The organism is Streptomyces sp. NPDC006624 (genome assembly GCF_040611555.1).
In the GTDB taxonomy this organism is placed as follows: domain Bacteria; phylum Actinomycetota; class Actinomycetes; order Streptomycetales; family Streptomycetaceae; genus Streptomyces.
Genome location: NZ_JBEXOM010000011.1, coordinates 78,382 through 99,231, shown reverse-complemented (window position 1 = coordinate 99,231; position 20,850 = coordinate 78,382). Strand labels below are relative to the sequence as shown.

The window sequence follows — 20,850 nt, the reverse complement described above, 5'->3', positions numbered from 1 at the left end:
GCACCGGTCCAGCACCCGATCTGCCCGGTCGTCGTGGTCCGCCGGGACAGCGATCCCGCGCACCGACCGCGCACCGCGCGACGCCGTCCCCCGCCGGGCGGCCACGCCGGTGCCGCGCGGTCTCCCAGTGGCGACCGGTACGCCGCGTGACTCCGGCGGCGGTCACTGGAACGCCGCGTGGATCTCCTCCTCGCCGGCGGCGTGGGAGACGAGCAGGAGTTCGTCGCCGGGCCGCAGGACCATGCCGGGGCTCGGCGCGGTGGGCACGCCGTCCCGGACTACGGTGGCCACGAGGGTGCCTTCGGGCAGGCGCGTGTCGCCGAGCGGCCGCCCGGCCGCTTTCGACCCGGCGGTGATCGCGGTCTCGATGATCCCGACGCCCGCGCTGCTCAGCCGCAGCAGTGCCACGGTGTCCGCCGCCCCGGTGGCCTCCTCGATGAGGGAGACGATCGGGGTGGCCGCCGGGACGGCGCTGTCGACGCCCCAGCGCCGGTCGAACAGCCAGGTGTTCTCGTCGTCGTTGACGCGTGCGACCACGCGGGGCACGGAGAAGCGGCGTTTGGCCAGCAGGCTGATGACGAGGTTGTCCTCGTCCCGCCCGGTGGCGGCGACCACCAGGTCGGCGTGGGCGGCGCCGGCCCGTTCGAGGACGGCCGCCTCGCTGCCGTCCCCGGTGACCAGGCGGGCGTCGAACCGTCCGCCCAGCGCGTCGAGACGGGCCTCGTCGGCGTCGACCAGGGTGACGGCGTTGCCCGCCGCCGCGAGCACGTGGGCGACCTGGGTGCCCAGCCGGCCCGCCCCGGCGATCAGTACGTTCATGTCCCCAGCTCCTTGTCCAGGAATCCGCGCAGCCGGCGCAGTGACGTGGCGGCGACGGCGAAGGTGACGACGTCGTCCGGGGCGGCGGTGGTGGTGTGCAGGGGCAGCACGGAGCGGCCGCCGCGCGTCACCTCGACCACCCGGATCTCGCCCTCGACCTCGAACTCGGCGAGCGGCCGCCCCGTGAGGTAGGCCGGCACGGCGGAGCGGATCAGGAGTGTCTCCCCGTTGCCGAAGCTGATGTCGGGCGTCAGGTCGCGGTGCAGGAGGAGCTGGTGGATGCGGTGCACGGACCAGGTGACGTCGCAGACGGCCGGGATGCCCAGTCCGGCGTAGAGGCTCACGTGCCGGGGGTCGTGGACGCCGGCGAGGACGATGGGGACCCGGTAGGTCTCCTTGGCGGTCCGGGCGATGACGAGGTTGCTGTTGTCGCCGGAGGTGACGGCGACCAGTGCGTCGCTGTGCCGTACCCCCGCCTGCTCCAGGACGCCGCGGCTGAAGCCGTTGCCGACGTGGTACGGGCCGGCGAACCCCGGCGGGAGGCGGCGCCGGGCGGCCGGGTCGCGGTCGACGACGTGCACGTCGTGGTTCTCGTGGGCCAGCCGTACGGCCAGGGCCGAGCCGATCCGGCCGCATCCGGCGATGAGGACTCTCATCGCGGGTCTCCTTCCGGTCGGGACGCGTGTCGCGCGCGCAGCCGCATCTTGCGGAGTTCGTCGGCGGCGAGCGGCAGGGTGCCCACGGCGGTGAGCAGCGCCCAGTCGCCGGCGGCGAGCGGGGCGGTGTGGAACACGCTCTGCAGCAGCGGGAGATAGCTGATCGCGGCCATGAACCCGATCCCGATCAGCCCGGCCACGATCAGCCGCGGGTTGCTGAACAACCCCGCCTTGAACACGCTCACGCGCTCGGTGCGCACGGCCAGGGAGTTGAAGAACTGGCTGAGCACGATGCCGCCCTGGGCCAGGGTGATGGCTTCCCGGTACACGGGGTCGTCGGCGGTGAAGTCGGCGAAGGGGATGCCCGAGCTGCCGACGTGCCAGAAGAACACCGCGCACACGCCCAGGGCCTGGATGCCGCCGAGGAACAGGATCCGGCGCACCACGGCCAGCGAGAAGAGCCGCTCGTGGCGTGGTCGCGGCGGCCGGTCCATGACGTCGGACTCGGGTGGTTCGGCGCCGAGTGCGAGGGAGGGCAGGACGTCCGAGCCGAGGTCGATGGCGAGCACCTGGACCGCGGTGATCGGGACGAGGGGGAAGCCGGTGAAGGTGGCGGCGAGGATGGGGACGAGCTCCCCGATGTTGGAGCTGAAGAGGTAGACCAGGAACTTGCGGATGTTCTGGTAGACGGCGCGTCCCAGCCGTACGGCCACGGCGATGGAGCCGAAGGAGTCGTCCAGCAGCACCATCTCGGCGGCCTCGCGGGCCACGTCGGTGCCGGAGGCGCCCATCGCCACGCCGATGTCGGCGTGTTTGAGGGCGGGGGCGTCGTTCGCCCCGTCACCGGTGACGGCGACGACCTCGCCCCGCCCCTGGAAAGCGGTCACCACGCGCATCTTGTGCTCAGGGGCGACCCGGCACAGCAGCAGTTCCCGCTCCTGCCCGACGAGGCGGTCCAGCGCGGTGTCGTCCAGGGCGTCCAGCTCCGCGCCGGTCACCACCCCGGGCCGGTCGCCCCGGACGATGCCCACGCGGCGGGCCACAGCCTCCGCCGTCAGCGGGTGGTCGCCGGTGACCATGACGATCCGGATGCCGGCCCGGCGGCAGGAGTCGACGGCGGCCCGCACCTCCTCCCGGGGCGGGTCCATCATGCCCGCGAGGCCGAGCAGGGTCAGGTCACGCTCGTCCCGGTCGCGGTCCTGCGACGGGTCCGTCAGCTCCCGCTCGGCGACCGCGAGCACGCGCAGGCCCTGCGCGGCCATCCGGTCGGCCACCTCGGCGGCTCTCGCACGCCGGGCGGCGGTCAGCTCGACCGGGGCGGAGCCGTCGTCGATCCGGGTGCAGCGGTCGAGGACCTCCAGCGGCGCGCCCTTCACCCGGATCCGCCGGGTGCCGTCCTCCTCGTGCACGGTGCTCATCAGCCGCCGTACCGAGTCGAAGGGGTGCTCGGCGATGCGCGGGGCCGCCGCCTCCTCCGCCGCCAGGTCCAGCCCCGCCTTGGCGGCGGCGACCAGCAGCGCCCCTTCGGTGGTGTCCCCCAGGACGCGCCGGCGGGCGCCGTCGGACGGTGCCAGGAGCCGCGCGTCGCAGCACAGCGCCGCCGACCGCAGCAGTTCCCGGACCTGCCCGGGCTCGCTCACCTCTCCGGTGGGTTCGTAGCCCACTCCGGTGACGGTGTGCTCGCGGTCCCAGGCCCAGAGCCGTACGACGGTCATCTCCGCCTGGGTGAGCGTGCCGGTCTTGTCGGTGCAGATCACCGTGGTCGACCCGAGCGCCTCGACCGCCACGAGCTTCTTGACCAGGGCCTGGTGGCGGGCCATCCGGCGGACGCCGAGGGCGAGGGAGACCGACAGGGTCGCGGGCAGCCCCTCGGGCACGAGCGCCACCATCACACCGAGGGCGAAGACGAACGAGGAGACGGTGCCCTGCCCGGTGGGCAGCCGGACGGCGAAGAGCAGCAGGCCCACGGCCAGCGCGGTGAGGGAGACCCGGCGGGCCATCCAGGCGACCTCGCGCTGCAGGGGCGTCTTCTGCCGGGGCGCTGCCGCCGTCAGACGGTAGATGCGGCCGAACTCGGTGGCCTGCCCGGTGGCGAAGACCACGGCCCGGGCCGCGCCGGTGATCACGTCGGTGCCCATGTGGACGCAGTTGCGGGCCCGCAGGGCCTCGTCCCCCGCGTCGGGCCCGGCCGTGCGGGGCACCGGTTCGCTCTCGCCGGTGATGGCCGCGTTGTTGACGGTCACGTCGTGGGCCTCGACCAGCCGGCAGTCGGCGGGCACGGTGTCCCCCGCCTCCAGCATCACCACGTCCCCCGGGACGAGGTCCTGCACGGGAAGCTCGCCGGGCCGGCCGTCGCGCAGCACCCGGCAGCGGTGCGGGACCATCGCCTGCAGGGTCTGGGCCGTGCGTTCCGCCGAGTACTCCTGCACGAACCCGATCGCCGCGTTCAGCAGCACCACGCAGACGATGGCCACGGCCAGTTGCGCGGTGCCCGGCTCGCGGGGCTCCTCCAGGGCGTAGGCGAGGAAGGTGATGGCCGAGGCCGCCATCAGCACGATCGCGAACAGGTCGGTGAACTGGGCCGCCAGCTGGCGCCAGGCGGGGCGGCGGCCCGCGACGGGCAGTTCGTTGGGGCCGTGGGCCGCGCGCCGCTCGCCGGCAGCCTTGGTGGTCAGGCCCTGGGCGGAGCTGTCCAGGGCGGCGAAGACGTCCGGGACCGCGAGGGTGTGCACGCGTGCGTGCACACCCTCCTGCCGTGCCCCCTGCCCGGTCGGCGGCGCCGGTGTGCCGGCGCCCGCGGGGGCGGCATGCCGCTCGCCCTGCCGGGGGCGCAGGGCCTTCATGGCCGGGCGTGGCCGCCCGGCCGGCGGCCGCTCATCCCTGGCTCGCCTGCGGTGCGCGGGCGGCCTCGGTGCCGGCGGCGCACCGGACCTCCAGGTCCACCTCGGGCGCCCGGGCCAGGGTGTTGGTCACGGTGCAGTGGGAGACCACCGCGCGCAGCGCCGCCTGCCGTCGCTCGGGCAGGGCGGGGGCGGTGACGGTCAGCGTCAGGGCGGCGACCCGGGCCGGCCGGTCGTCGGCCATGCGGTACTCCGCGCGGACGGACAGGCCCTCCCGGCTCACGTCGTGGCGGTCGAGGTAGCGGCCCGCGTAGTGCGCCGCGCAGGAGGCCACGGAGGCCACGAAGAGCTCCACCGGGGTGGGGGCGGTGTCGTTGCCGCCGTCGGGGACCGGCTGGTCGACCGTCAGGACGTGGCCGCGCACGCGAATCTCGTAGGCGTCGCCCTGGATCGGCACCACCTCGGCCACGTCCGGCGGGCCCGCCGGTTCCGGGTCCACGGCGGCGGCCTGGAACAGCAGCAGCCCGGCCAGGCGGCGGGCCTCCTCCGCGGTGAGCGACGCCCACAGCTCGCCCTCGTCGTGCGGGGCGAAGGAGGTGTCCAGGACGACGCGCCCCATGGGGGCGGGCAGCCCGGGCGGGGCGAACCGGGTGACGTTGATCGTGCGGCCACAGCGCGTCTTCATCTTCCTCACGGCTCCTGTCGGCTGGTCCTGCCGCGACGGTCCCTGCCTCACGCGCCGCCGGCCGGGACGATGCGGCGTCCGGTCAGCCGGTCGACGGCGATCGAGATCCACAGCGTGCGCCCTCCGCCGGCCCAGGGGCCGGTGCGCGCCCGCTCGTCGAGGCGGCGGACGGCCTCGGGGTCGGTGACGGCCCGGGCCCGGCCCACCGCCAGGACGCTCCAGCCCTGGCTCATGGCGTCGTCGACGTGGTCGACCTCGAACGCCACCCGGTGGCCCGCGGCGCCGGCCGGGGCGGCGTCGGGCGCGGTGCGGAAGGCGATGGCCCCGTCGACCACGTCGTAGTTGACGGGGAAGACCGCGGGACCGTGCGGTGTGGTCAGCGAGATCCGTCCCACGCCGTGGGTGGAGAGCAGGGTCCGGCACTCCTGCTCGTCGAGGTCCCGCAGGTCCGGGTGGTACATCGCCTGCCCCTGCCCCGGGGGCCGTTCGCGGTCGCCGCCCTGCAGTTCGAGGAGGGTGGTGCCGAGCGCGTCGGCCAGGCGCAGCAGGGTGCCCACGCTCGGGTCGGCGGCGCGGGTCTCCAGGTATTCCAGGTACTCCGGTGACATGCGGGCGCGGTGAGCGGTCTCCCGCACGGTCAGTCCGCGCCGTCGGCGTGCCGCGGCCACGCGGCGGCCGACGTCCCCGGATCCGGCGGGCGGGCCGGCGTCCGGCCGCGGCGTGCGCGGCGCGGGCTCCTCGCGGTCCGCGGTTCCGCCGGTGGATTCCGGGCCTGCGGTTTCTCGGCCTGCGGTTTCTTGGCCTGCGGTTTCTTGGCCTGCGGTTTCTTGGCCTGCGGTTTCGTGGCCTGCGGTTTCGTGGCCTCGAGGGAGGACGTGGGCGTCCGGCCCGGGGAAGAGGAGGGTGACGTCGCCGGTGTCCGACCAGCGGACGTCGTACGGCGGTGTGCCGTCCTCGTGGTGCAGGCCGACGATCTCACCGTCGCGCCGGACGCTGCCGGTGGACGGGCTCTCGACGATCAGCCGGTCGCCAAGGTGGGCGTGCATGACCGTGCCCTCTCCGTCGATGGCTCTGTCCCTCCAGCATCACGCGGGGGGCAGGCCCGCACCAACGGACCGAAGGTCCCGGCGGTCCGGGGCGAAAGGGCCCCTCCGTCCTGCACGAAGGCCCCAAGCGCGTCCCGGTGCCCCCGGTCAGCCTGGAAGGAGAGGACTGCGGGCGGCCGCCGAACGGGCAGGGCCCGCGGTCGGTCGCCGGACCCGAGGGAGGAGCGCCATGCAGCACCGCACGGTCGGAGACCTCATGACCCACGGCGTCGTCCGGGTGCACCAGGACGCGCCGTTCAAGGACATCGTCAGACTGCTGGCCGAGAACGAGGTGACCGCGCTGCCCGTGGTCGACGACCTGGGCCATCCGGTGGGTGTGGTGTCGGAGGCGGACCTGCTGCGCACGATCGCGGAGCGGCCCGACCCGGCCGTGCCGCCGCCGCTCACGTACACCGTGGACGGGGCCCCGGAGCCGGACAGCGCTCTCGTGGCCGGGGAGCTGATGTCCGCTCCGGCGGTCTGCGCACGGCCGGAGTGGACGGTCGTCGAAGCCGCGCGGCTGATGGACGCCCGGGGAGTCAAGCGGCTGCCCGTGGTCGACGAGACGGAGCGGCTGGTCGGCATCGTCAGCCGCGGTGACCTGCTGCGGGTCTTCCTGCGCAGGGACGACGCGCTGCGCGACGAGATCGCCGGCGACGTGCTGGTCCGCACCCTGGGCCTCGCCCCCTCCGACGTGACGGTCGAGGTGCGCGAGGGCCGGGTGGTCCTCAAGGGCCGCGTCGACTCCGAGCGGCTCATCCCGGTCGTCGAGCGGCTGTGCCGCGGCGTCGACGGGGTGGTGTCCGTGGAGGCGGACCTGACCTGCCGCTCCTAGCGGCCGCGAGCCGCCCCGCGCGTGGCGGTCCTGCTCGTGGGGCCGGTGGGCCCCGTCCGGGCCCGAGCGGTGCCCGAACGGCCCCTCCCCCGCGGTGCCTCCCGGCGTGACGCTGGAGGCGAGGGCCGGAGGTGAGCACGATGCGTACGAGCAGAACCGTCCGGCGATCGCGCCTGTGGCGCTGGCGCCGCAATCCGCTGCGCCGCCGCGAGGACGTGCTGGAGGCCTGGATCCTGCTGGCGGTCTGGCTCGTCGTCGCCGTGGCCGGTCCCGTGGCAGGCGTGCTGAGCGCCCGGGCCACGGTGGACTCGCTCGCCCAGCGCCGGGCCGAACGCCAGGCCGTCACCGCCACCCTGGTCCGCGACACGTCCGATCCCTTCACCGGCGGCGGGACGGTCGGCGACCGGGTCGTCGGGACCGTGCGCTGGACGGCGCGGGACGGCGCGGCCCGCACGGGGGAGACGCAGGTGCCCACCGGGGCGAAGGCCGGTGAAGAGGTCGTCGTGTGGACGGACCGGCAGGGGCGGCTCGCCCCCGAACCGCAGAGCCCGGGCGAGGCGGACATCGAGGCGGCCTTCATGGGCGCCGCCTCCTTCGCCGCCGTCGCCGCCGCGGCCGCCGCGGGCTTCTACGGGGCGCACGTCGTCCTGGAGAGGCGCCGCGGGCGTGCCTGGGACGAGGATTGGCAGAAGGCCGACTCCCAGTGGGGCCGCGCGACCAGCTGAGCCGGCGGCTCCGGCCGGGGCCGCTGCCCGGACCGCTCCCGAGGGCGGTTCACCGGCCCCCGGGCCCGGTGAAGGGCGGGAGGAGGAGTGATGAGTGACCTGGTGATCGCGGGAGTGGACGACAGCGGGCAGAGCATGGACGCCGTCGCGTACGCGGCCCGGGAGGCCGCGTTCCGGGGCGCCGCGCTGCGTGTGGTGCACGCCCAGGCACGGCCGGGCCGCCTGCCCGTGGACACGGTGCTGCCGCGGGCCGTGGTGGAGGGGGCGCGCCGCACGGCGGAGTCCCTGGTCGCCGACGCGGTGCTGCGCGCGCGGAGCACGGAGCCGGACGTCGAGGTCTCGGGGCTCGTGCTCCCGGGCGAGCCGCTGAGCGTGCTGGAGGCGCAGTCCCGGACGGCGGGGATGATCGTCGTGGGCAGCCGGGGCCACGGCGGGTTCGCGGGGCTGCTGCTGGGCTCCACGGCCACCGGGCTGGCCGCTCACGCGCGTTGCCCCGTGCTGGTGGTGCGTGAGCACGCGGACCCGGCGGGACCGATCCTGCTGGCCGTCGACGGGTCCCCCGCGGGCGCGGCCGCCGTCCGGTTCGCCCTGGAGGAGGCCACCGCCCAGGGTGCCCCGGTCGTGGCCCTGCACGCGTGGACGACGTGGAACGCCCAGTTGCCCCCGCCGCAGGACCCGTCCGAGCCCTACTCCAACCCGCCCGGAGCGCTCGCCGCGGCGGAGGAGCGGCTGCTGGCCGAGGCCCTCGCCGGGACGTGCGAGCTGTACCCGGACGTGAAGGTGGAGCACAAGGTCGTGCGCCGGCCGACGCGTGAGGCCCTGATCGAGGCGAGCCGGACCGCCCGGCTCACCGTCGTCGGCTCGCGTGGCCGCGGCGGCTTCTCCGGCCTGCTGCTGGGCTCGGTGAGCCAGGCCGTGCTCCATCACGCGCACAGCCCCGTCGTGGTCGTACGGGGATGACCGGCCCGGTCGCGAGCCGGCCGGGCGACGACCTCTGGAGGCGTTGACGATGCTCACCGCAGGACGCGAACCGATCGTGGTCGGGGTGGACCCCGATCCGGGCAGACGCATGGCACTGGCCTGGGCCGCCGACGAGGCGGAGCGGCGCCGTCTGCCCCTGACGCTGGTGTACGCGCAGGGCGAACCGGTCCCCGGGTACCGTCCCGAGGAGGGGCTGCCCAGCTGGGAGCAGTGGCGGGCCGACCTGCACACGGCCGGGAACGACGCGCTCAAGGACGCGCTCGCGTTCGTCGAGTCGCGGCACCCCCGCGTGGACACCTCCACGCTGCTGGCCGAGGGGCACCCGGCGTGGGTCCTGGCCGAACAGTCGCACCAGGCCACGCTGATCGTGCTCGGGTCCCGGCATCTGGGCCCGGCGCGGGAGCTGTTCACCACGGCCGCGGTCGCCCTGCCGCTCACCGCGCACGCGGCCTGCCCGGTGGTGGTCCTGCGCGAACCGGAGCACGTCACGCAGCAGCCGCCCCACTTCGTCGTCGGCGTCGACGGCAGCCCGCACGCGGCAGCCGCCGTCGACCTGGCCTTCGAGGAGGCGTCCCTGCACGGCGGCGCGCAGCTGCGGGCGCTGTACGTCTGGCACACGCCGGTGCTCGGGGTGCTGGACGAGCACGCGGCGCTGCAGGAGTGCCGCCGGCTGCTGTCGGAGACGGTGGCGGGACGCGCCGGCACCCGGCCCGACGTCGAGCTGCGCCACGAGGTCGTCAAGGGGCACCCCGTCAAGACGCTCGTGGACGCCTCCGAGCACGCGCTGGGCCTCGTCGTCGGCACCCGCGGGCACGGCGGCTTCGGCGGGATGCTGCTGGGGTCGGTGAGCCAGGGCGTCCTGCACCACGCGCGCTGCCCGGTGTTCGTGGTCCCGCGGCACCGGGAGCGGTAGCGGCCCGCGGCCCCGGTGCGGGCGGGAGGAGCTGACATGACGAAACCGGTGGTGGTCGGCCTGGACGGCTCCCCGTCGAGCCTGGACGCGGTCACGGCGGCGGCGCACGAGGCCGCGTGGCGCGGCGCGCAGTTGCGGCTGGTGCACGCCTTCGGCTCGCCGCATCTGCACGGGCTGCCGGCGGGACCGCCGTGGAACCCGGCGACGGCGGGCGTCCGCGAACTGCTGGACGGCACCCTGGCCGAGGCCGAGCGCCGCGTCCGCGCGGTGGCAGCGGACCTGGACGTCGACCGCGACATCGCGGTGGGCGAGCCGCTGATGGTGCTGGAGATCGCCTCGCGCACCGCGTCGCTGCTGGTGGTCGGCAGCCGCGGCCTGGGCGCCTTCGGCAGTCTCCTGCTGGGCTCGACCTCCGCGCACCTCGCGGCGCACGGCCGTTGTCCGGTGCTGGTGGTCCGGGGCAGGACCGGCCCGGGCGGGCCGGTCCTGCTGGCGGTCGACGACGCGCCGGCGAACGAGGCGGCCGTCCGGTTCGCGTTCGCCGAGGCGTCCCTGCGGGGCGCGGACCTCGTCGCGGTGCACGTGTGCCGCCCGGGCAGCCCGGAGGCCTACGCCGGTCCGGCCGACCCGCCGTTCGTCACCTTCGACGAGATCCACCTGCTGGAACACGCCGGGCACGTCCTCGAAAAGGCGCTGGCCGGCGGGCGCGAGAGGTACCCGGACGTGCGGTTGCGGCAGCGGCCGGCCGTCGGCCAGGTGCGCCGCACCCTCATCGACGCGAGCGCGAACGCGCAGGTGCTCGTCGTCGGGGCGCGGGGCAGGGGCGGTTTCACCGGCCTGCTGCTCGGGTCGGTCAGCCAGGCCGTCCTGCACCACGCCCACTGCCCCGTGATCGTGGTGCGTCCCGGGCAGGCCTGACGTGTCCGGGCCCTTCGGCCCCGTGCGCGCCGCGGCGTTGTGACGGATGGTGGAGACAGGCCCGGTGGGAAGGGGGCTGACATGTCCTGGCAGACGGTCCGCAAGGACCCCGCGCCGCGGGTGCCGCCCAACCTGGACGACTACGACGCGGCCCGGGCGGCCTTCTCCTGGTCCGCCGCCCGGGCCGAACTCGACGGACTGCCCGGCGGACAGGGCCTGAACATCGCGCACGAGGCCGTGGACCGGCATGTCGCGGCGGGGCGCGGAGAGGCCCTGGCGCTGCGCTGCGTGGGCCGCGACGACACGGTCACCTGCGTGACGTACCGGGAGCTGGCCCGCTCCACGGCCCGGTTCGCGCACGTCCTGCGCGAGCTCGGCGTCGGCCGGGGCGACCGGGTGACGACCCTGCTGGGACGCTGCCCCGAGCTGTACACCGTGGTGCTGGGCACGCTGAAGAACACCAGTGTCCTGTGCCCGCTGTTCTCCGCCTTCGGGCCCGACCCGGTCGCGCAGCGGCTGCGGCTGGGCGACGCGCGGGTCCTGGTGACCACGGCCGAGCTGTACCGCAGGAAGGTCGCGGGGCAACGCGAGCGGCTTCCGGGCCTGCGCCATGTGCTGATCGTCGGCGAGGGCGCGGGCGACCTGCCGGGCACCCTGGCGTACGACGCGCTCACGGCCGCGGCGCCCGACACCTTCGCCATCCCGCCCACGTCACCGGACGACATGGCGCTGCTGCACTTCACCAGCGGCACCACCGGGACGCCCAAGGGCGCCGTCCACGTCCACGAGGCGGCCGTCGCCCACTTCGCGACCGCGCGCTACGCCCTCGACCTGCACCCGGACGACGTCTTCTGGTGCACGGCCGACCCGGGCTGGGTCACCGGCATGTCCTACGGCGTCGTCGCCCCGCTCATGCACGGGGTCACGGTCGTGGTGGACGAGGGCGACTTCGACGCCCGCCGCTGGTACCGGATCCTGGCCGAACAGCGGGTCGGCGTCTGGTACACCGCGCCGACGGCCCTGCGGATGCTGATGCGGACGACGCCGCGCGACGGGCCGCACGACCTGCCCGGCTCCTTCGACCTGCACGCGCTGCGCTTCATCGCCTCGGTCGGCGAACCGCTCAACCCGGAGGCGGTGCTGTGGGGGCGCGACGTCCTGGGGCTGCCGGTGCACGACAACTGGTGGCAGACCGAGACCGGCGCCATCATGATCGCCAACTTCGCGGGCTGCGACATCCGCGCCGGTTCCATGGGGCGCCCGCTGCCCGGGGTGGAGGCGACCGTCCTGCGGCGCGGCGAGGACGGCCGCGCCCTGGTCGCCGACGGCCGGGTGACGGAGGTTCAGGATCCCGGCGAGGAGGGCGAGCTGGCGCTGCGGCCCGGCTGGCCGTCGATGTTCCGGGGCTACCTGCACGACGAGCGGAGGACCGAGGCGGCGTTCGCGGACGGCTGGTACCTCACCGGGGACCTCGTGCGGCGGGACGCGGACGGCTGGTACTGGTTCGTGGGGCGGGCCGACGACGTCATCAAGTCGGCCGGGCACCTCATCGGGCCGTTCGAGGTGGAGAGCGCGCTGATGGAACATCCGGCGGTCGCCGAGGCCGGGGTGATCGGGCGGCCCGACGCCGTGGCCGGCAACGTCGTCAAGGCGTTCGTGTCCCTGCGGCCGGGCTTCGAGCCGGGCGCCCCCATCCGGCGGGAGCTGCTCGCCTTCGGCCGGCGGCGGCTCGGTCCGGCCGTGGCACCGCGGGAGATCGCCTTCGACCAGCACCTCCCCCACACCCGCAGCGGCAAAGTCATGCGCCGTCTGCTGCGCGCCCGCGAGACCGGGCTGCCGGAAGGCGACACGTCCACCCTGGAATCGACGGAGGGGTCCGCATGACCACCACCCGCCCCCCGCGCAGGCCCCGGGCCAAGTCCAAGGCGCGCACCGACCGGCAGGCGGCGCACCGGCTGTCCCTGCTGCACTCCATGCTGCGGATCCGCCGCTTCGAGGAACGCTGCGTGGAGCTGTACAGCCAGGCCCGGATCCGCGGTTTCATGCATCTGTACATCGGCGAGGAGGCCGTCGCCGTCGGCACCAACGAGGCACTGACCGAGGACGACGCGGTGGTCTCGACGTACCGGGAACACGGTCACGCCCTCGCCCGCGGCGTCCCGGCCGAGGCGGTCATGGCAGAGATGTTCGGCAAGGTGACCGGGTGCAGCCGCGGACGGGGCGGCTCCATGCACCTGTTCGACGCCGGGCGCCGCTTCTACGGCGGCAACGCCATCGTGGGCGGCGGGCTGCCCCTCGCCGCAGGCCTGGCCCTCGCCGACCGTATGGCCGGCCGCTCCCGGGTCACCTGCTGCTTCTTCGGTGACGGCGCTTTCGCCGAGGGCGAGTTCCACGAGACGGCCAACCTCGCCGCGCTGTGGGAACTGCCGCTGCTGCTGGTCTGCGAGAACAACCTGTACGCGATGGGGACCGCCCTGGAACGCCACCAGGCCCAGACCGATCTCGCGCTGCGCGCCGCCTCCTACGGCATGGTGTCGTGGGCGGTGGACGGCATGGACGTGCTGGCCGTGGAGGAGGCCGCCCGCCGGGCCGCGGAGGGCGTGCGCTCGGGGACCGGGCCGCACTTCCTGGAGATGCGCACCTACCGCTTCCGCGCCCACTCCATGTACGACTCCGACCGCTACCGGGACAAGGCCGAGATCGAGCGCTGGAAGGAACGCGACCCGGTCGACCTGCTCGACACGCGGCTGCGCGAGCAGGGGAAGCTGGACGACGCCACACGCACCGAGCTGGAGGAACGGGTCCGGGCCGACATCGACCGGGCCGTCGCGGCCGCCGAGCGCGCTCCGGAGGAACCGGCCGGGGACCTGCTGAAGTACGTCACCAGCCCGGTGGAGGAGGTGGCCCGGCCATGACCGCCGCCCAGGCGCCGGGGGGTGACCCGGCCGAGCACAAGACCACCTACCGCGAGGCGTTGCGCGAGGCGCTGCGGGACGCGCTGCGCGCCGACGAGCGGGTCTTCCTCATGGGGGAGGACGTCGGCAGGTACGGCGGCTGCTTCGGCGTCAGTCTCGGCCTGCTGGAGGAGTTCGGGCCCGAGCGGGTGCGCGACGCGCCGCTGTCGGAGTCCGGGTTCGTCGGCGCCGGCATCGGCGCGGCCCTGGCGGGGATGCGGCCCGTCGTCGAGATCATGACCGTCAACTTCAGTCTCCTGGCCCTCGACCAGATCCTCAACAACGCCGCGACGCTGCTGCACATGTCCGGCGGCCAGCTGCCCGTGCCGATCGTGATCCGGATGACGACGGGCGCCGGGCGGCAGCTCGCGGCCCAGCACTCGCACAGCCTGGAGGGCTGGTACGCCCACATCCCGGGCCTGCGGGTGATCGCCCCGGCCACCATCGCCGACGCCCGCCACACGCTGGCCCCGGCGCTGGCCGACCCCGACCCGGTCCTGATCTTCGAGCACGGCGGGCTGTACAACACCTCGGGCGACCTCCCGCCCGACGCGGGCCCGGTCGACCTCGACCACGCGGCCGTGCGCAGGCCCGGCACCGACGTCTCCCTGATCACCTACGGCGGCTCCCTGCCCAAGGCGATGGCCGCGGCCGACGAGCTGGCGGGCGACGGCGTGGACGCGGAGGTCGTGGACCTGCGCGTGCTGCGGCCCCTGGACGACGCCACGATCGGCGGCTCGGTGGCCCGCACCCACCACGCCGTCGTCGTCGACGAGGGCTGGCGCAGCGGCAGCCTGGCCGCGGAGATCTCCGCGCGGCTGACGGAACAGCACTTCTACGACCTCGACGCCCCGGTCGAGCGGGTGTGCAGCGCCGAGGTTCCCGTGCCGTACGCGCGCAAGCTGGAGCAGGCCGCGCTGCCGCAGCCGGCCGGCATCGTCGCCGCGGCGCGCCGCACGCTCGGCGAGCCCGTCCGCTCCCCCGGTGCGGCGGCGCCGGCCGAGGCGGGGAGGGCGGGTTGATGGCCGAGTTCACGATGCCCTCGCTGGGCGCGGACATGGAGGAGGGGCTGCTCCAGGAGTGGCTCGTCGGGCCCGGCGACCGGGTGCGCAAGGGTGACGTGGTGGCGGTCGTCGAGACGGACAAGGCCGCCATCGAGGTGGAGTGCTTCGAGTCCGGAACGGTGGGGCGCCTGCTCGTGCCCCCGGGCACGCGCGTGCCGGTGGGCACGCCGCTGGCGGTGATCGAGAGCGGGCCGGCCGCCGGGCGGGAGGGGGCTGGAGGGCCGGTGGAGGGGGGTGTGCGGGAGGCGCCCTCCGCCGCCCGGGAGGAGGCCCCCGCGCGACACGCCCCCACCCCGCGCGCGGCACCGGCCGCACGCGAGCCCTCCCCCGCACCCGAACCCACGGCGGCGCCGTCGCCCCCTGCCGCGGCACCCGCCCCCGGGCCGCCCGCCGGGCGCGGGCCCGAGCCCGGTCGCGTGCCGGAACCGGCCGGAGGCGCCCCGGCCCCGCCGCCCCCGGAGCCACCGCCCGACGAGCGTCAACCGGCCGCCGAAGCGGGCCCCTTGGTACGGCACCTGGCGGCCGACCGGGGCGTCGACCTGTCCCACCTGCACGGCACGGGCCGGGGCGGCCGGATCACCCGCGCCGACATCGAGCGTGCCGCCGCCCCGGCCGGGCCCCGACGCACCACCGCCCCACCCGCAACCGAAACGGCCCCTGCCACGCCCGATCAGAGGACGGCCCCCGCGCCGCCCGGACCCGAGACGGCCCCTGCCGCGCCCGGACCCGACACAGCCCCTCCCCCGCACGAATCCGAGACGGCCGCCCCTGCCCCGTCGGCGCCCGGGCGCGTCCGCGCCACCCCGTACGCCCGGCGCCTCGCCCACGAGCTCCGCGTCGACCTGACGGTCCTGCACGGCACCGGGGAGAACGGTGCGATACGGGCCGCGGACGTCCACGCGGCGGCGGCCGCGCCGACGGGGGCCGCGCCGTACGAGCCGGGCCTGCGCCCGTCCCCGCCCCCGCCGCCGGACGGCGAACGGCCCCCGTCCGCACGGGAACCGGCCCCGGTGCCGCGGCACGGCGAGGAGCGGCAGCAGCGCTCCGCGGCGATGCGCCGGGCCGTCGGCGACCTCATGAGCCGCTCCAAGCGCGAGATCCCGCACTACTACCTGTCCACCGTCATCGACCTGGCGGCGGCCCTGCGGTGGCTGCGCGAACGCAACCAGGGCAGGCCGCCGTCCGACCGGCTGATCCCGGCGGCCCTGCTGCTGAAGGCCGCTGCCGTGGCGGCGCGGGACGTCCCGGAGCTGAACGGGTTCTGGCGGGACGGCGGTTTCGTCCCCGCCGACGGCGTGCACCTGGGCGTCGCCGTCTCCCTGCGGGAGGGCGGACTGCTCAGCCCGGTGATCCACGACGCCGACACCCTCCCGCCCGAGGCGCTCATGGCCACGCTCAAGGACCTCGTCCGGCGGGCACGCCAGGGCCGTCTGCGCGGCAGCGAGTTGACGGGGGCCGGCCTGACCGTCACCAACCTCGGCGAGCAGGGCGTGGAGACGGTGTTCGGCGTGATCCACCCGCCGCAGGTCGCGCTCGTCGGGTTCGGCACGGTCGTCGAGCGGCCGTGGGCCACGGACGGGCTGCTGGGGGTGCGCCCGGTGGTGACCGCCACCCTGTCCGCCGACCACCGTGCGAGCGACGGCGCCGTCGGGGCGCGCTATCTCACGCAGGTCGGGCGGCTGCTGCAGCGGCCCGGGGAGTTGTAGGGCGCGGGAGGACCGAGTCCCGGCAGAAGCGAGGAGTGTGACCGCGATGGAGACCCTGAACCGCGCCGACGCGCTGACCGTCCTGAAGGAGTCCCTCACCGACATCGTTCCGGACGCCGACTTCGACCGTCTGCGCCCGGACGACCCGTTCCGCGACGCGCTGGAGCTGGACTCCCTGGACTTCCTGACGCTCGTGGAGATCCTGTCGCAGCGCACGGGCGTGCACATCGACGAGTCCGACTACCCGAGGCTGACCACCCTGGCCGACTCGGTCGACTTCCTGGTCGAGAGGACCGGGTGAGGAGGACCGGGTGAGGAGGACCTGGTGAAGAGGACCTGGTGATGAGGACCTGGTGAGCGGCTCCCCCACCGCGCACGGCCCGCGCCCCGCGCCCACGCGGCCCCCCGCGGGGTCAGGTCTCGGCGAGCAGGTTCTCGACCTCGTCCACGTCCGGGATCCGCGCGAGCGCGTCGGTCAGCGCGGGGATCCGGTCGGCGGCCAGGACGCCGGTGAGGGTGACGACGCCGTTGCGGACGCGCACCGCCACCCGTGCGGGGTCGACCCCGCACGCGTCGAACACGCGCGAGACGATCTCCTCCCGGACCGCGGCGTCGTCCCGCACGAGCGCGTGGAGCAGTTCGTTGCGGGTGACGACGCCGGCCAGCCGGCCGCTGTGGTCGGTGACGAAGACCTGCCGGATCCGGGAGCGGGCGGCCTCGCGCGCCGCCGCGGCCACGGTGGTCCAGGGGTGGACGGTGAGCGCCGGCGCCGTCATGAGGGTGGCGGCCGTATCGCCCGCGTCCTCGCCGCGCCGCCGGCCGAACAGCTTGCCGAACAGGCCCGGTTCCTCCTCCGGTCCGGTGAGGCTCGCGACCCGGGCGAGCAGATCGGACTCCGCCACGACGCCGACGACGCGTCGCTCGTCGTCCAGGACGGGCACGGCCCCGGCCTTGCTGCGGGCCAGCGTCCGGGCGACGTCCAGGAGCGGGGTGCCGGCGTCGACCGAGGCCACGGGCACCGAACGCCGCATGATGTCGAAGACCTGAAGGTCCGTGAGCGGCTTCTGCCGCGGGGCGGCGGCCGGGCCGGTGGCCTCCTGGACCGGTTCGGCGGTGCGCGCCGTGGACGCCATGGCGCGCAGGTAGCGCACCATCAGGTCCTGGCGGAACTCCTCGGCCGGCTCGCCGGCGAGTGCCGGAAGGGTGCGCCGCGCGTCGGCCGACGCCCGGCCCGCTTCCCTGGTGTCTCGGCCGCTCATGGCAACCTCCCGCGCTCATGGTCCACGACCCCGAGTCCACCGTCTCTCCGGGGCCGGTGGCCGGGCCAGGGCCGCCCGGCCCCTGCCGCGGGTCGAACGGTCCATGTGTGGCCGCCGCCGTTCTTCCCTAGCGTGGAGGCAGGAGCGGTGGCCGCAGCCCGCGGCACCGGCGTCGGGCCAGGAGGTGCGCATGCCTGGATTCCGTGAGTTCCTCGCGCGCTTCCGGCCGGCCGGTTCACCGGGTCCGGCCGTCGGCGGGAACGTCCCGGCCGACCGCTCCGCCGAACTCGCCGCCGAGCTGAGCCCTCCGCTGGCCCTGCTGGACGAGGCCACCGCCGAGGCCACGGCGATCCGGGAGGCCGCCGCACGCGAGGCCGCCGAGCGGCGCCGCGTCGCCGCGGAACGGGCCGAGCGGACGGTGGGTGACGCCCTGGCGCGCGCGCCCGGGGTCCGCAAGGAGACCGCCGACCGGCTGGTGGCCGAGGCGGAGCGGGAGGCCGCCCGTGCCGAGGCCGCCTCCCAGGCCGGCGTCCGGGACCTGCGCCGGCGGGCGGCCGAGCGCACGCCCGCCCTGGCGGCCCGCCTGGTGGCCCGGGTGGCCGCCGAACTGACCGGCGAGCCGCCCGGCGCGCCCCACGCCGGGCCGGCCGGACCGTCCCGGGAGGCGTGATGGGCGCCGGATGGGCAGCGGGCGTGACCCGGGCGCGGGCGATGGCGGGCCGGCGCGCCGGCCCGGAGACCGCACGCGGCCTGGCGACCGCGCCCGGCCTGTTCGACGCCCTGCGCGCCCTGGCCGGCACGCCCTACCGGCGGGGACTCGACGTGCGGGCCGGACCGGCCGAGGCCGGGCGGTCCGTCACGGCGGCCCTGGTGTGGCAGTTGCGCGTGCTGGCCGGCTGGCAGCCGCGGCCCGGTTCCGCCGCCGTACGCCTGCTGGCCGCACGGTTCGAGATCGACAACACCCGGGACCGGCTGCGCGCGCTCGCGGGGGAACCGCAGCCGCCCCCGCACCGCCTCGGGGCGCTGTCCACCGCCTGGCCCCGCCTGGCGGGTGCCGCGTCCGCCGCGGAGGTGCGCGCCGTCCTGGCCGCCTCCCTGTGGGGCGACCCCGGGGCGGACTCGCCTGCGGCGATCCTCACCGGGATGCGGCTGTCGGCGGCCGCCCGGACGGTGGCGAACGTGCCGACGGCCGCCCGCTGGGCCGCCGGGGAGGCCGCCCTGCTGGTGGCCCGCGAGAAGTTCCTGGCCGCCCGCCCGCTGGCGCCCGCGGCCACCGCGTACGCGGTCCGCACGCTGGGCGCCGCCGTGCGGGCGACGGCGTTCGACGACTTCCGCACCGCGCTGCCTCCCACGGCCCGCTGGGCCCTGCGGGACACGGGGCGGCCCGGGGACCTGTGGCGGGCCGAGGCGCGCTGGTGGTCCTCGATCGAGCGGGAGGGTCTGCTCCTGCTGCGCCGGGCGCGGCTGGACGTGACGCCCGTGGTGGGAGCGGTGGCGGTCCTGGGCGCCGACGCGTGGCGGGTCCGCGCCGCCCTGGAGTGCGCCGCGCACGGCGGCCCGGCACGGGAGGCCTTCGATGAACTCGTGGGCTGAATCCTGGACCCCGGCCCGGATGCGGCGGGTGGCGGTCGTCGCCCCGCGCCCGGCGCTGCGGGAGGTCCTGGTGCGCGTCGCGGAGGCGGGCTGCGTGGAACTGGACCGCGGCGTCGACGACGGCGACGAGGCGCCCGGACCGGCCGCGCGCCGGCTGAGGTCCCTGGGCGCCGCGCCCGTCCGGCCGCTGCTGTCGCCCACGCCGCCCGACCTGGACGCCCTGCGCGCGCAGGGCCGCGCCGACCTGCTGGCGGGCGAGGAGCAACTGGAGCGTTACCAGCGGGCCGCGGTGCCGCACGGTGCCGTGGCGGCGCTGGCCGGGTGGTGCCCGGCCGCCGACGTCGAACGGCTCGGCGCCCGGCTCGCGGACGCCGGGGGCGCCGTGGTGCCGCTGCGCGCGCCGGGCGGCGTGGACCCGCCGACCCGGCTGTCCGAGGCGGGTCGGGTGCGGCGGTCCATGGTGCCGCTGGTGCGCACCTACGGCACCGTCCCGTACACCGACATCGACCCCACGCTGCCCGCGGGCGTGGCCTACGTGGTGATGTTCGGGATGATGTTCGGCGACGCCGGTCACGGGCTGCTGCTGCTCCTCGGCGCGTTGCTGATCCGCTCCGGGCGGCTGCGCCGCTGGCCAGCGCTGCGCCCGGCGTGGCCGTTCCTCGCCGCCGCTGGCGGCACGAGCGTCCTGGCGGGGGTCGCGTACGGCGAGTTCTTCGGCCCGACCGGTGTGCTGCCGGTGCTGTGGCTGGACCCCCTGGACGAGCCGATGCGGCTGCTGGGCAGCGCGGTGGCCTTCGGTGCGGTCCTGCTGGCGGCGTCGTACGCGGCGGGCATCGTCAACCGGTGGCGCGAGGGCGGACCGGCCCGGGCCCTGTACGCGGCGTCGGGCGTGGCGGGGGCCGCTGTCTTCCTCGGTCTGGCCCTGCTCGCCTGCGGGGTGCTGCTGCGCGCGCCGGTCCTCGCCGGTGGCGGGGCGGTCGTCGGCGTGGCCGGGCTGGCGCTGGCCGGCACGGGGCTGTTCGCCACGTCGGGGGGCGGGGCGGCGGGGGCGCTGCAGACCGGCATCCAGCTGTTCGACGTGGTGGTCCGCATCGGGTCCAACACGATCTCCTTCGCCCGGCTCGCCGCGTTCGGGCTCACGCACGCGGCGCTGGGCTCCATCGTCTGGCAGGGCACCACGGCCCTGGCGGGGGCGGGCCCGGTGGCGTTCGCCGCGGCGGTGCTCGTGTTTGTGCTCGGCAACGCGCTGACCTTCGCCCTGGAGGCGCTGGTCGCCGGCGTCCAGGCCCTGCGCCTGGAGTTCTACGAGTTGTTCTCCCGGGTGTTCGACGCGGAGGGCCGGCCGTTCAGGCCCTGGCACGTGCCGACCCAGTCCCGCACGGAGGTGACACCATGACCACTTGGCTGATCGCGCTGCCCGCGCTGCTCGCGGCCTTCGCCGCCACCCGCATGCTGCTGCGGCGCCGCGGCAAAGCCGCGCTGCGGTGGGTCCTCGCCGCGGACGGGGCGCTGTTCGCGGGGGCCCTGGCGCTGCTGCTGGTGGCGCTCAGCGGGGGCGCGGCGCGGGCGGACGCCGCCACGACGGCGGCGGAGAGCTCCGGCTCCGGTTCGGCGGCCCTCATCGGCGCCGCCATCGCGGTGGCCGGGGCCTCGATCGGCGCGGCGATCGCCGTCGCCTACACGGGCGCGGCGGCGCTGGCGGCGCTGAGCGAACGCCCCGAGCTGTTCGGCCGCGCCATGGTCATCGTCGGCCTCGCCGAGGGCATCGCCATCTACGGGCTGGTCGTCGCCATCATCCTCATCGGGAAGGCGTAGCG

At 76.0% G+C, this 20,850-nt stretch carries 20 protein-coding genes; 14 read left to right on the top strand and 6 right to left on the bottom strand.

What is annotated here, in order from left to right:
• Positions 1-162: 162 nt before the first annotated feature.
• The 5 genes from ABZY20_RS21485 to ABZY20_RS21465 form a co-directional block, all read right to left on the bottom strand.
• A complete protein-coding gene (locus ABZY20_RS21485; protein WP_356443101.1) occupies positions 163-819 on the bottom strand; it encodes a TrkA family potassium uptake protein in 657 nt (218 codons plus the stop codon).
• On the bottom strand, positions 816-1,475 hold the full coding sequence (locus tag ABZY20_RS21480) for a TrkA family potassium uptake protein (RefSeq protein ID WP_356443100.1): 660 nt from the start codon (positions 1,473-1,475) through the stop codon (positions 816-818). The genes ABZY20_RS21485 and ABZY20_RS21480 overlap by 4 nt, the downstream gene beginning before the upstream one ends.
• Positions 1,472-4,219: a cation-transporting P-type ATPase gene (locus ABZY20_RS21475; RefSeq protein ID WP_356443099.1), complete on the bottom strand. Its 2,748-nt coding sequence runs from the start codon at positions 4,217-4,219 to the stop codon at positions 1,472-1,474. The genes ABZY20_RS21480 and ABZY20_RS21475 overlap by 4 nt, the downstream gene beginning before the upstream one ends.
• A 130-nt stretch (positions 4,220-4,349) precedes the next feature.
• Positions 4,350-5,000, bottom strand: a complete 651-nt coding sequence (locus tag ABZY20_RS21470; RefSeq protein ID WP_356443098.1) for an OsmC family protein — start codon at positions 4,998-5,000, stop codon at positions 4,350-4,352.
• Positions 5,001-5,047: 47 nt separating this feature from the next.
• Positions 5,048-6,046 (bottom strand): pyridoxamine 5'-phosphate oxidase family protein, encoded by a 999-nt coding sequence (locus tag ABZY20_RS21465; RefSeq protein ID WP_356443097.1) that lies wholly within the window; start codon positions 6,044-6,046, stop codon positions 5,048-5,050.
• 229 nt (positions 6,047-6,275) lie between these two features.
• Here ABZY20_RS21465 and ABZY20_RS21460 point away from each other — a divergent pair, with 229 nt between their 5' ends.
• The 10 genes from ABZY20_RS21460 to ABZY20_RS21415 all read left to right on the top strand — a co-directional run bounded on the left by ABZY20_RS21460 (position 6,276) and on the right by ABZY20_RS21415 (position 16,482).
• Positions 6,276-6,920 carry a CBS domain-containing protein gene (locus ABZY20_RS21460; protein ID WP_356443096.1) on the top strand — a complete coding sequence of 215 codons (645 nt, stop codon included), beginning with the start codon at positions 6,276-6,278 and terminating at the stop codon, positions 6,918-6,920.
• Between the two features lie 140 nt (positions 6,921-7,060).
• Positions 7,061-7,645, top strand: a complete 585-nt coding sequence (locus ABZY20_RS21455) for a hypothetical protein (protein ID WP_356443095.1) — start codon at positions 7,061-7,063, stop codon at positions 7,643-7,645.
• 90 nt (positions 7,646-7,735) lie between these two features.
• A complete protein-coding gene (locus ABZY20_RS21450) occupies positions 7,736-8,605 on the top strand; it encodes a universal stress protein (RefSeq protein WP_356443094.1) in 870 nt (289 codons plus the stop codon).
• A 49-nt stretch (positions 8,606-8,654) separates the two neighbouring features.
• A complete protein-coding gene (locus ABZY20_RS21445; protein WP_356443093.1) occupies positions 8,655-9,539 on the top strand; it encodes a universal stress protein in 885 nt (294 codons plus the stop codon).
• 36 nt (positions 9,540-9,575) lie between these two features.
• Positions 9,576-10,457, top strand: a complete 882-nt coding sequence (locus tag ABZY20_RS21440) for a universal stress protein (RefSeq protein ID WP_356443092.1) — start codon at positions 9,576-9,578, stop codon at positions 10,455-10,457.
• Positions 10,458-10,538: 81 nt separating this feature from the next.
• Positions 10,539-12,341: an acetate--CoA ligase gene (gene acsA / locus ABZY20_RS21435; RefSeq protein ID WP_356443091.1), complete on the top strand. Its 1,803-nt coding sequence runs from the start codon at positions 10,539-10,541 to the stop codon at positions 12,339-12,341.
• Entirely contained in the window at positions 12,338-13,372 is a 1,035-nt protein-coding gene (pdhA, locus tag ABZY20_RS21430) for a pyruvate dehydrogenase (acetyl-transferring) E1 component subunit alpha (RefSeq protein ID WP_356443090.1), read from the top strand. The genes acsA and pdhA overlap by 4 nt, the downstream gene beginning before the upstream one ends.
• A complete protein-coding gene (locus tag ABZY20_RS21425; RefSeq protein WP_356443089.1) occupies positions 13,369-14,433 on the top strand; it encodes an alpha-ketoacid dehydrogenase subunit beta in 1,065 nt (354 codons plus the stop codon). Before pdhA ends, ABZY20_RS21425 begins: the two co-directional genes overlap by 4 nt.
• Positions 14,433-16,181 (top strand): dihydrolipoamide acetyltransferase family protein, encoded by a 1,749-nt coding sequence (locus tag ABZY20_RS21420; RefSeq protein WP_356443088.1) that lies wholly within the window; start codon positions 14,433-14,435, stop codon positions 16,179-16,181. The genes ABZY20_RS21425 and ABZY20_RS21420 overlap by 1 nt, the downstream gene beginning before the upstream one ends.
• 46 nt (positions 16,182-16,227) lie before the next feature.
• Positions 16,228-16,482, top strand: coding sequence for an acyl carrier protein (locus ABZY20_RS21415; RefSeq protein ID WP_356443087.1), 255 nt, complete (start codon positions 16,228-16,230; stop codon positions 16,480-16,482).
• 112 nt (positions 16,483-16,594) lie between these two features.
• On the opposite strand, the gene ABZY20_RS21410 is transcribed toward ABZY20_RS21415, so the two are convergent.
• On the bottom strand, positions 16,595-17,440 hold the full coding sequence (locus tag ABZY20_RS21410; RefSeq protein ID WP_356443086.1) for a CBS domain-containing protein: 846 nt from the start codon (positions 17,438-17,440) through the stop codon (positions 16,595-16,597).
• 190 nt (positions 17,441-17,630) lie between these two features.
• Between ABZY20_RS21410 and ABZY20_RS21405 the strand changes: the two genes are divergently transcribed.
• Genes ABZY20_RS21405 through ABZY20_RS21390 form a run of 4 tightly spaced genes read left to right on the top strand, consistent with a single transcriptional unit; the run spans position 17,631 to position 20,848 of the window.
• Positions 17,631-18,110 carry a hypothetical protein gene (locus ABZY20_RS21405; RefSeq protein ID WP_356443085.1) on the top strand — a complete coding sequence of 160 codons (480 nt, stop codon included), beginning with the start codon at positions 17,631-17,633 and terminating at the stop codon, positions 18,108-18,110.
• Positions 18,110-19,033 (top strand): hypothetical protein, encoded by a 924-nt coding sequence (locus tag ABZY20_RS21400; protein WP_356443084.1) that lies wholly within the window; start codon positions 18,110-18,112, stop codon positions 19,031-19,033. Before ABZY20_RS21405 ends, ABZY20_RS21400 begins: the two co-directional genes overlap by 1 nt.
• Positions 19,017-20,429: a V-type ATPase 116kDa subunit family protein gene (locus ABZY20_RS21395; RefSeq protein WP_356443083.1), complete on the top strand. Its 1,413-nt coding sequence runs from the start codon at positions 19,017-19,019 to the stop codon at positions 20,427-20,429. The genes ABZY20_RS21400 and ABZY20_RS21395 overlap by 17 nt, the downstream gene beginning before the upstream one ends.
• Positions 20,426-20,848, top strand: coding sequence for an ATP synthase subunit C (locus ABZY20_RS21390; protein ID WP_356443082.1), 423 nt, complete (start codon positions 20,426-20,428; stop codon positions 20,846-20,848). The genes ABZY20_RS21395 and ABZY20_RS21390 overlap by 4 nt, the downstream gene beginning before the upstream one ends.
• The last annotated feature ends 2 nt before the right edge of the window (positions 20,849-20,850 follow it).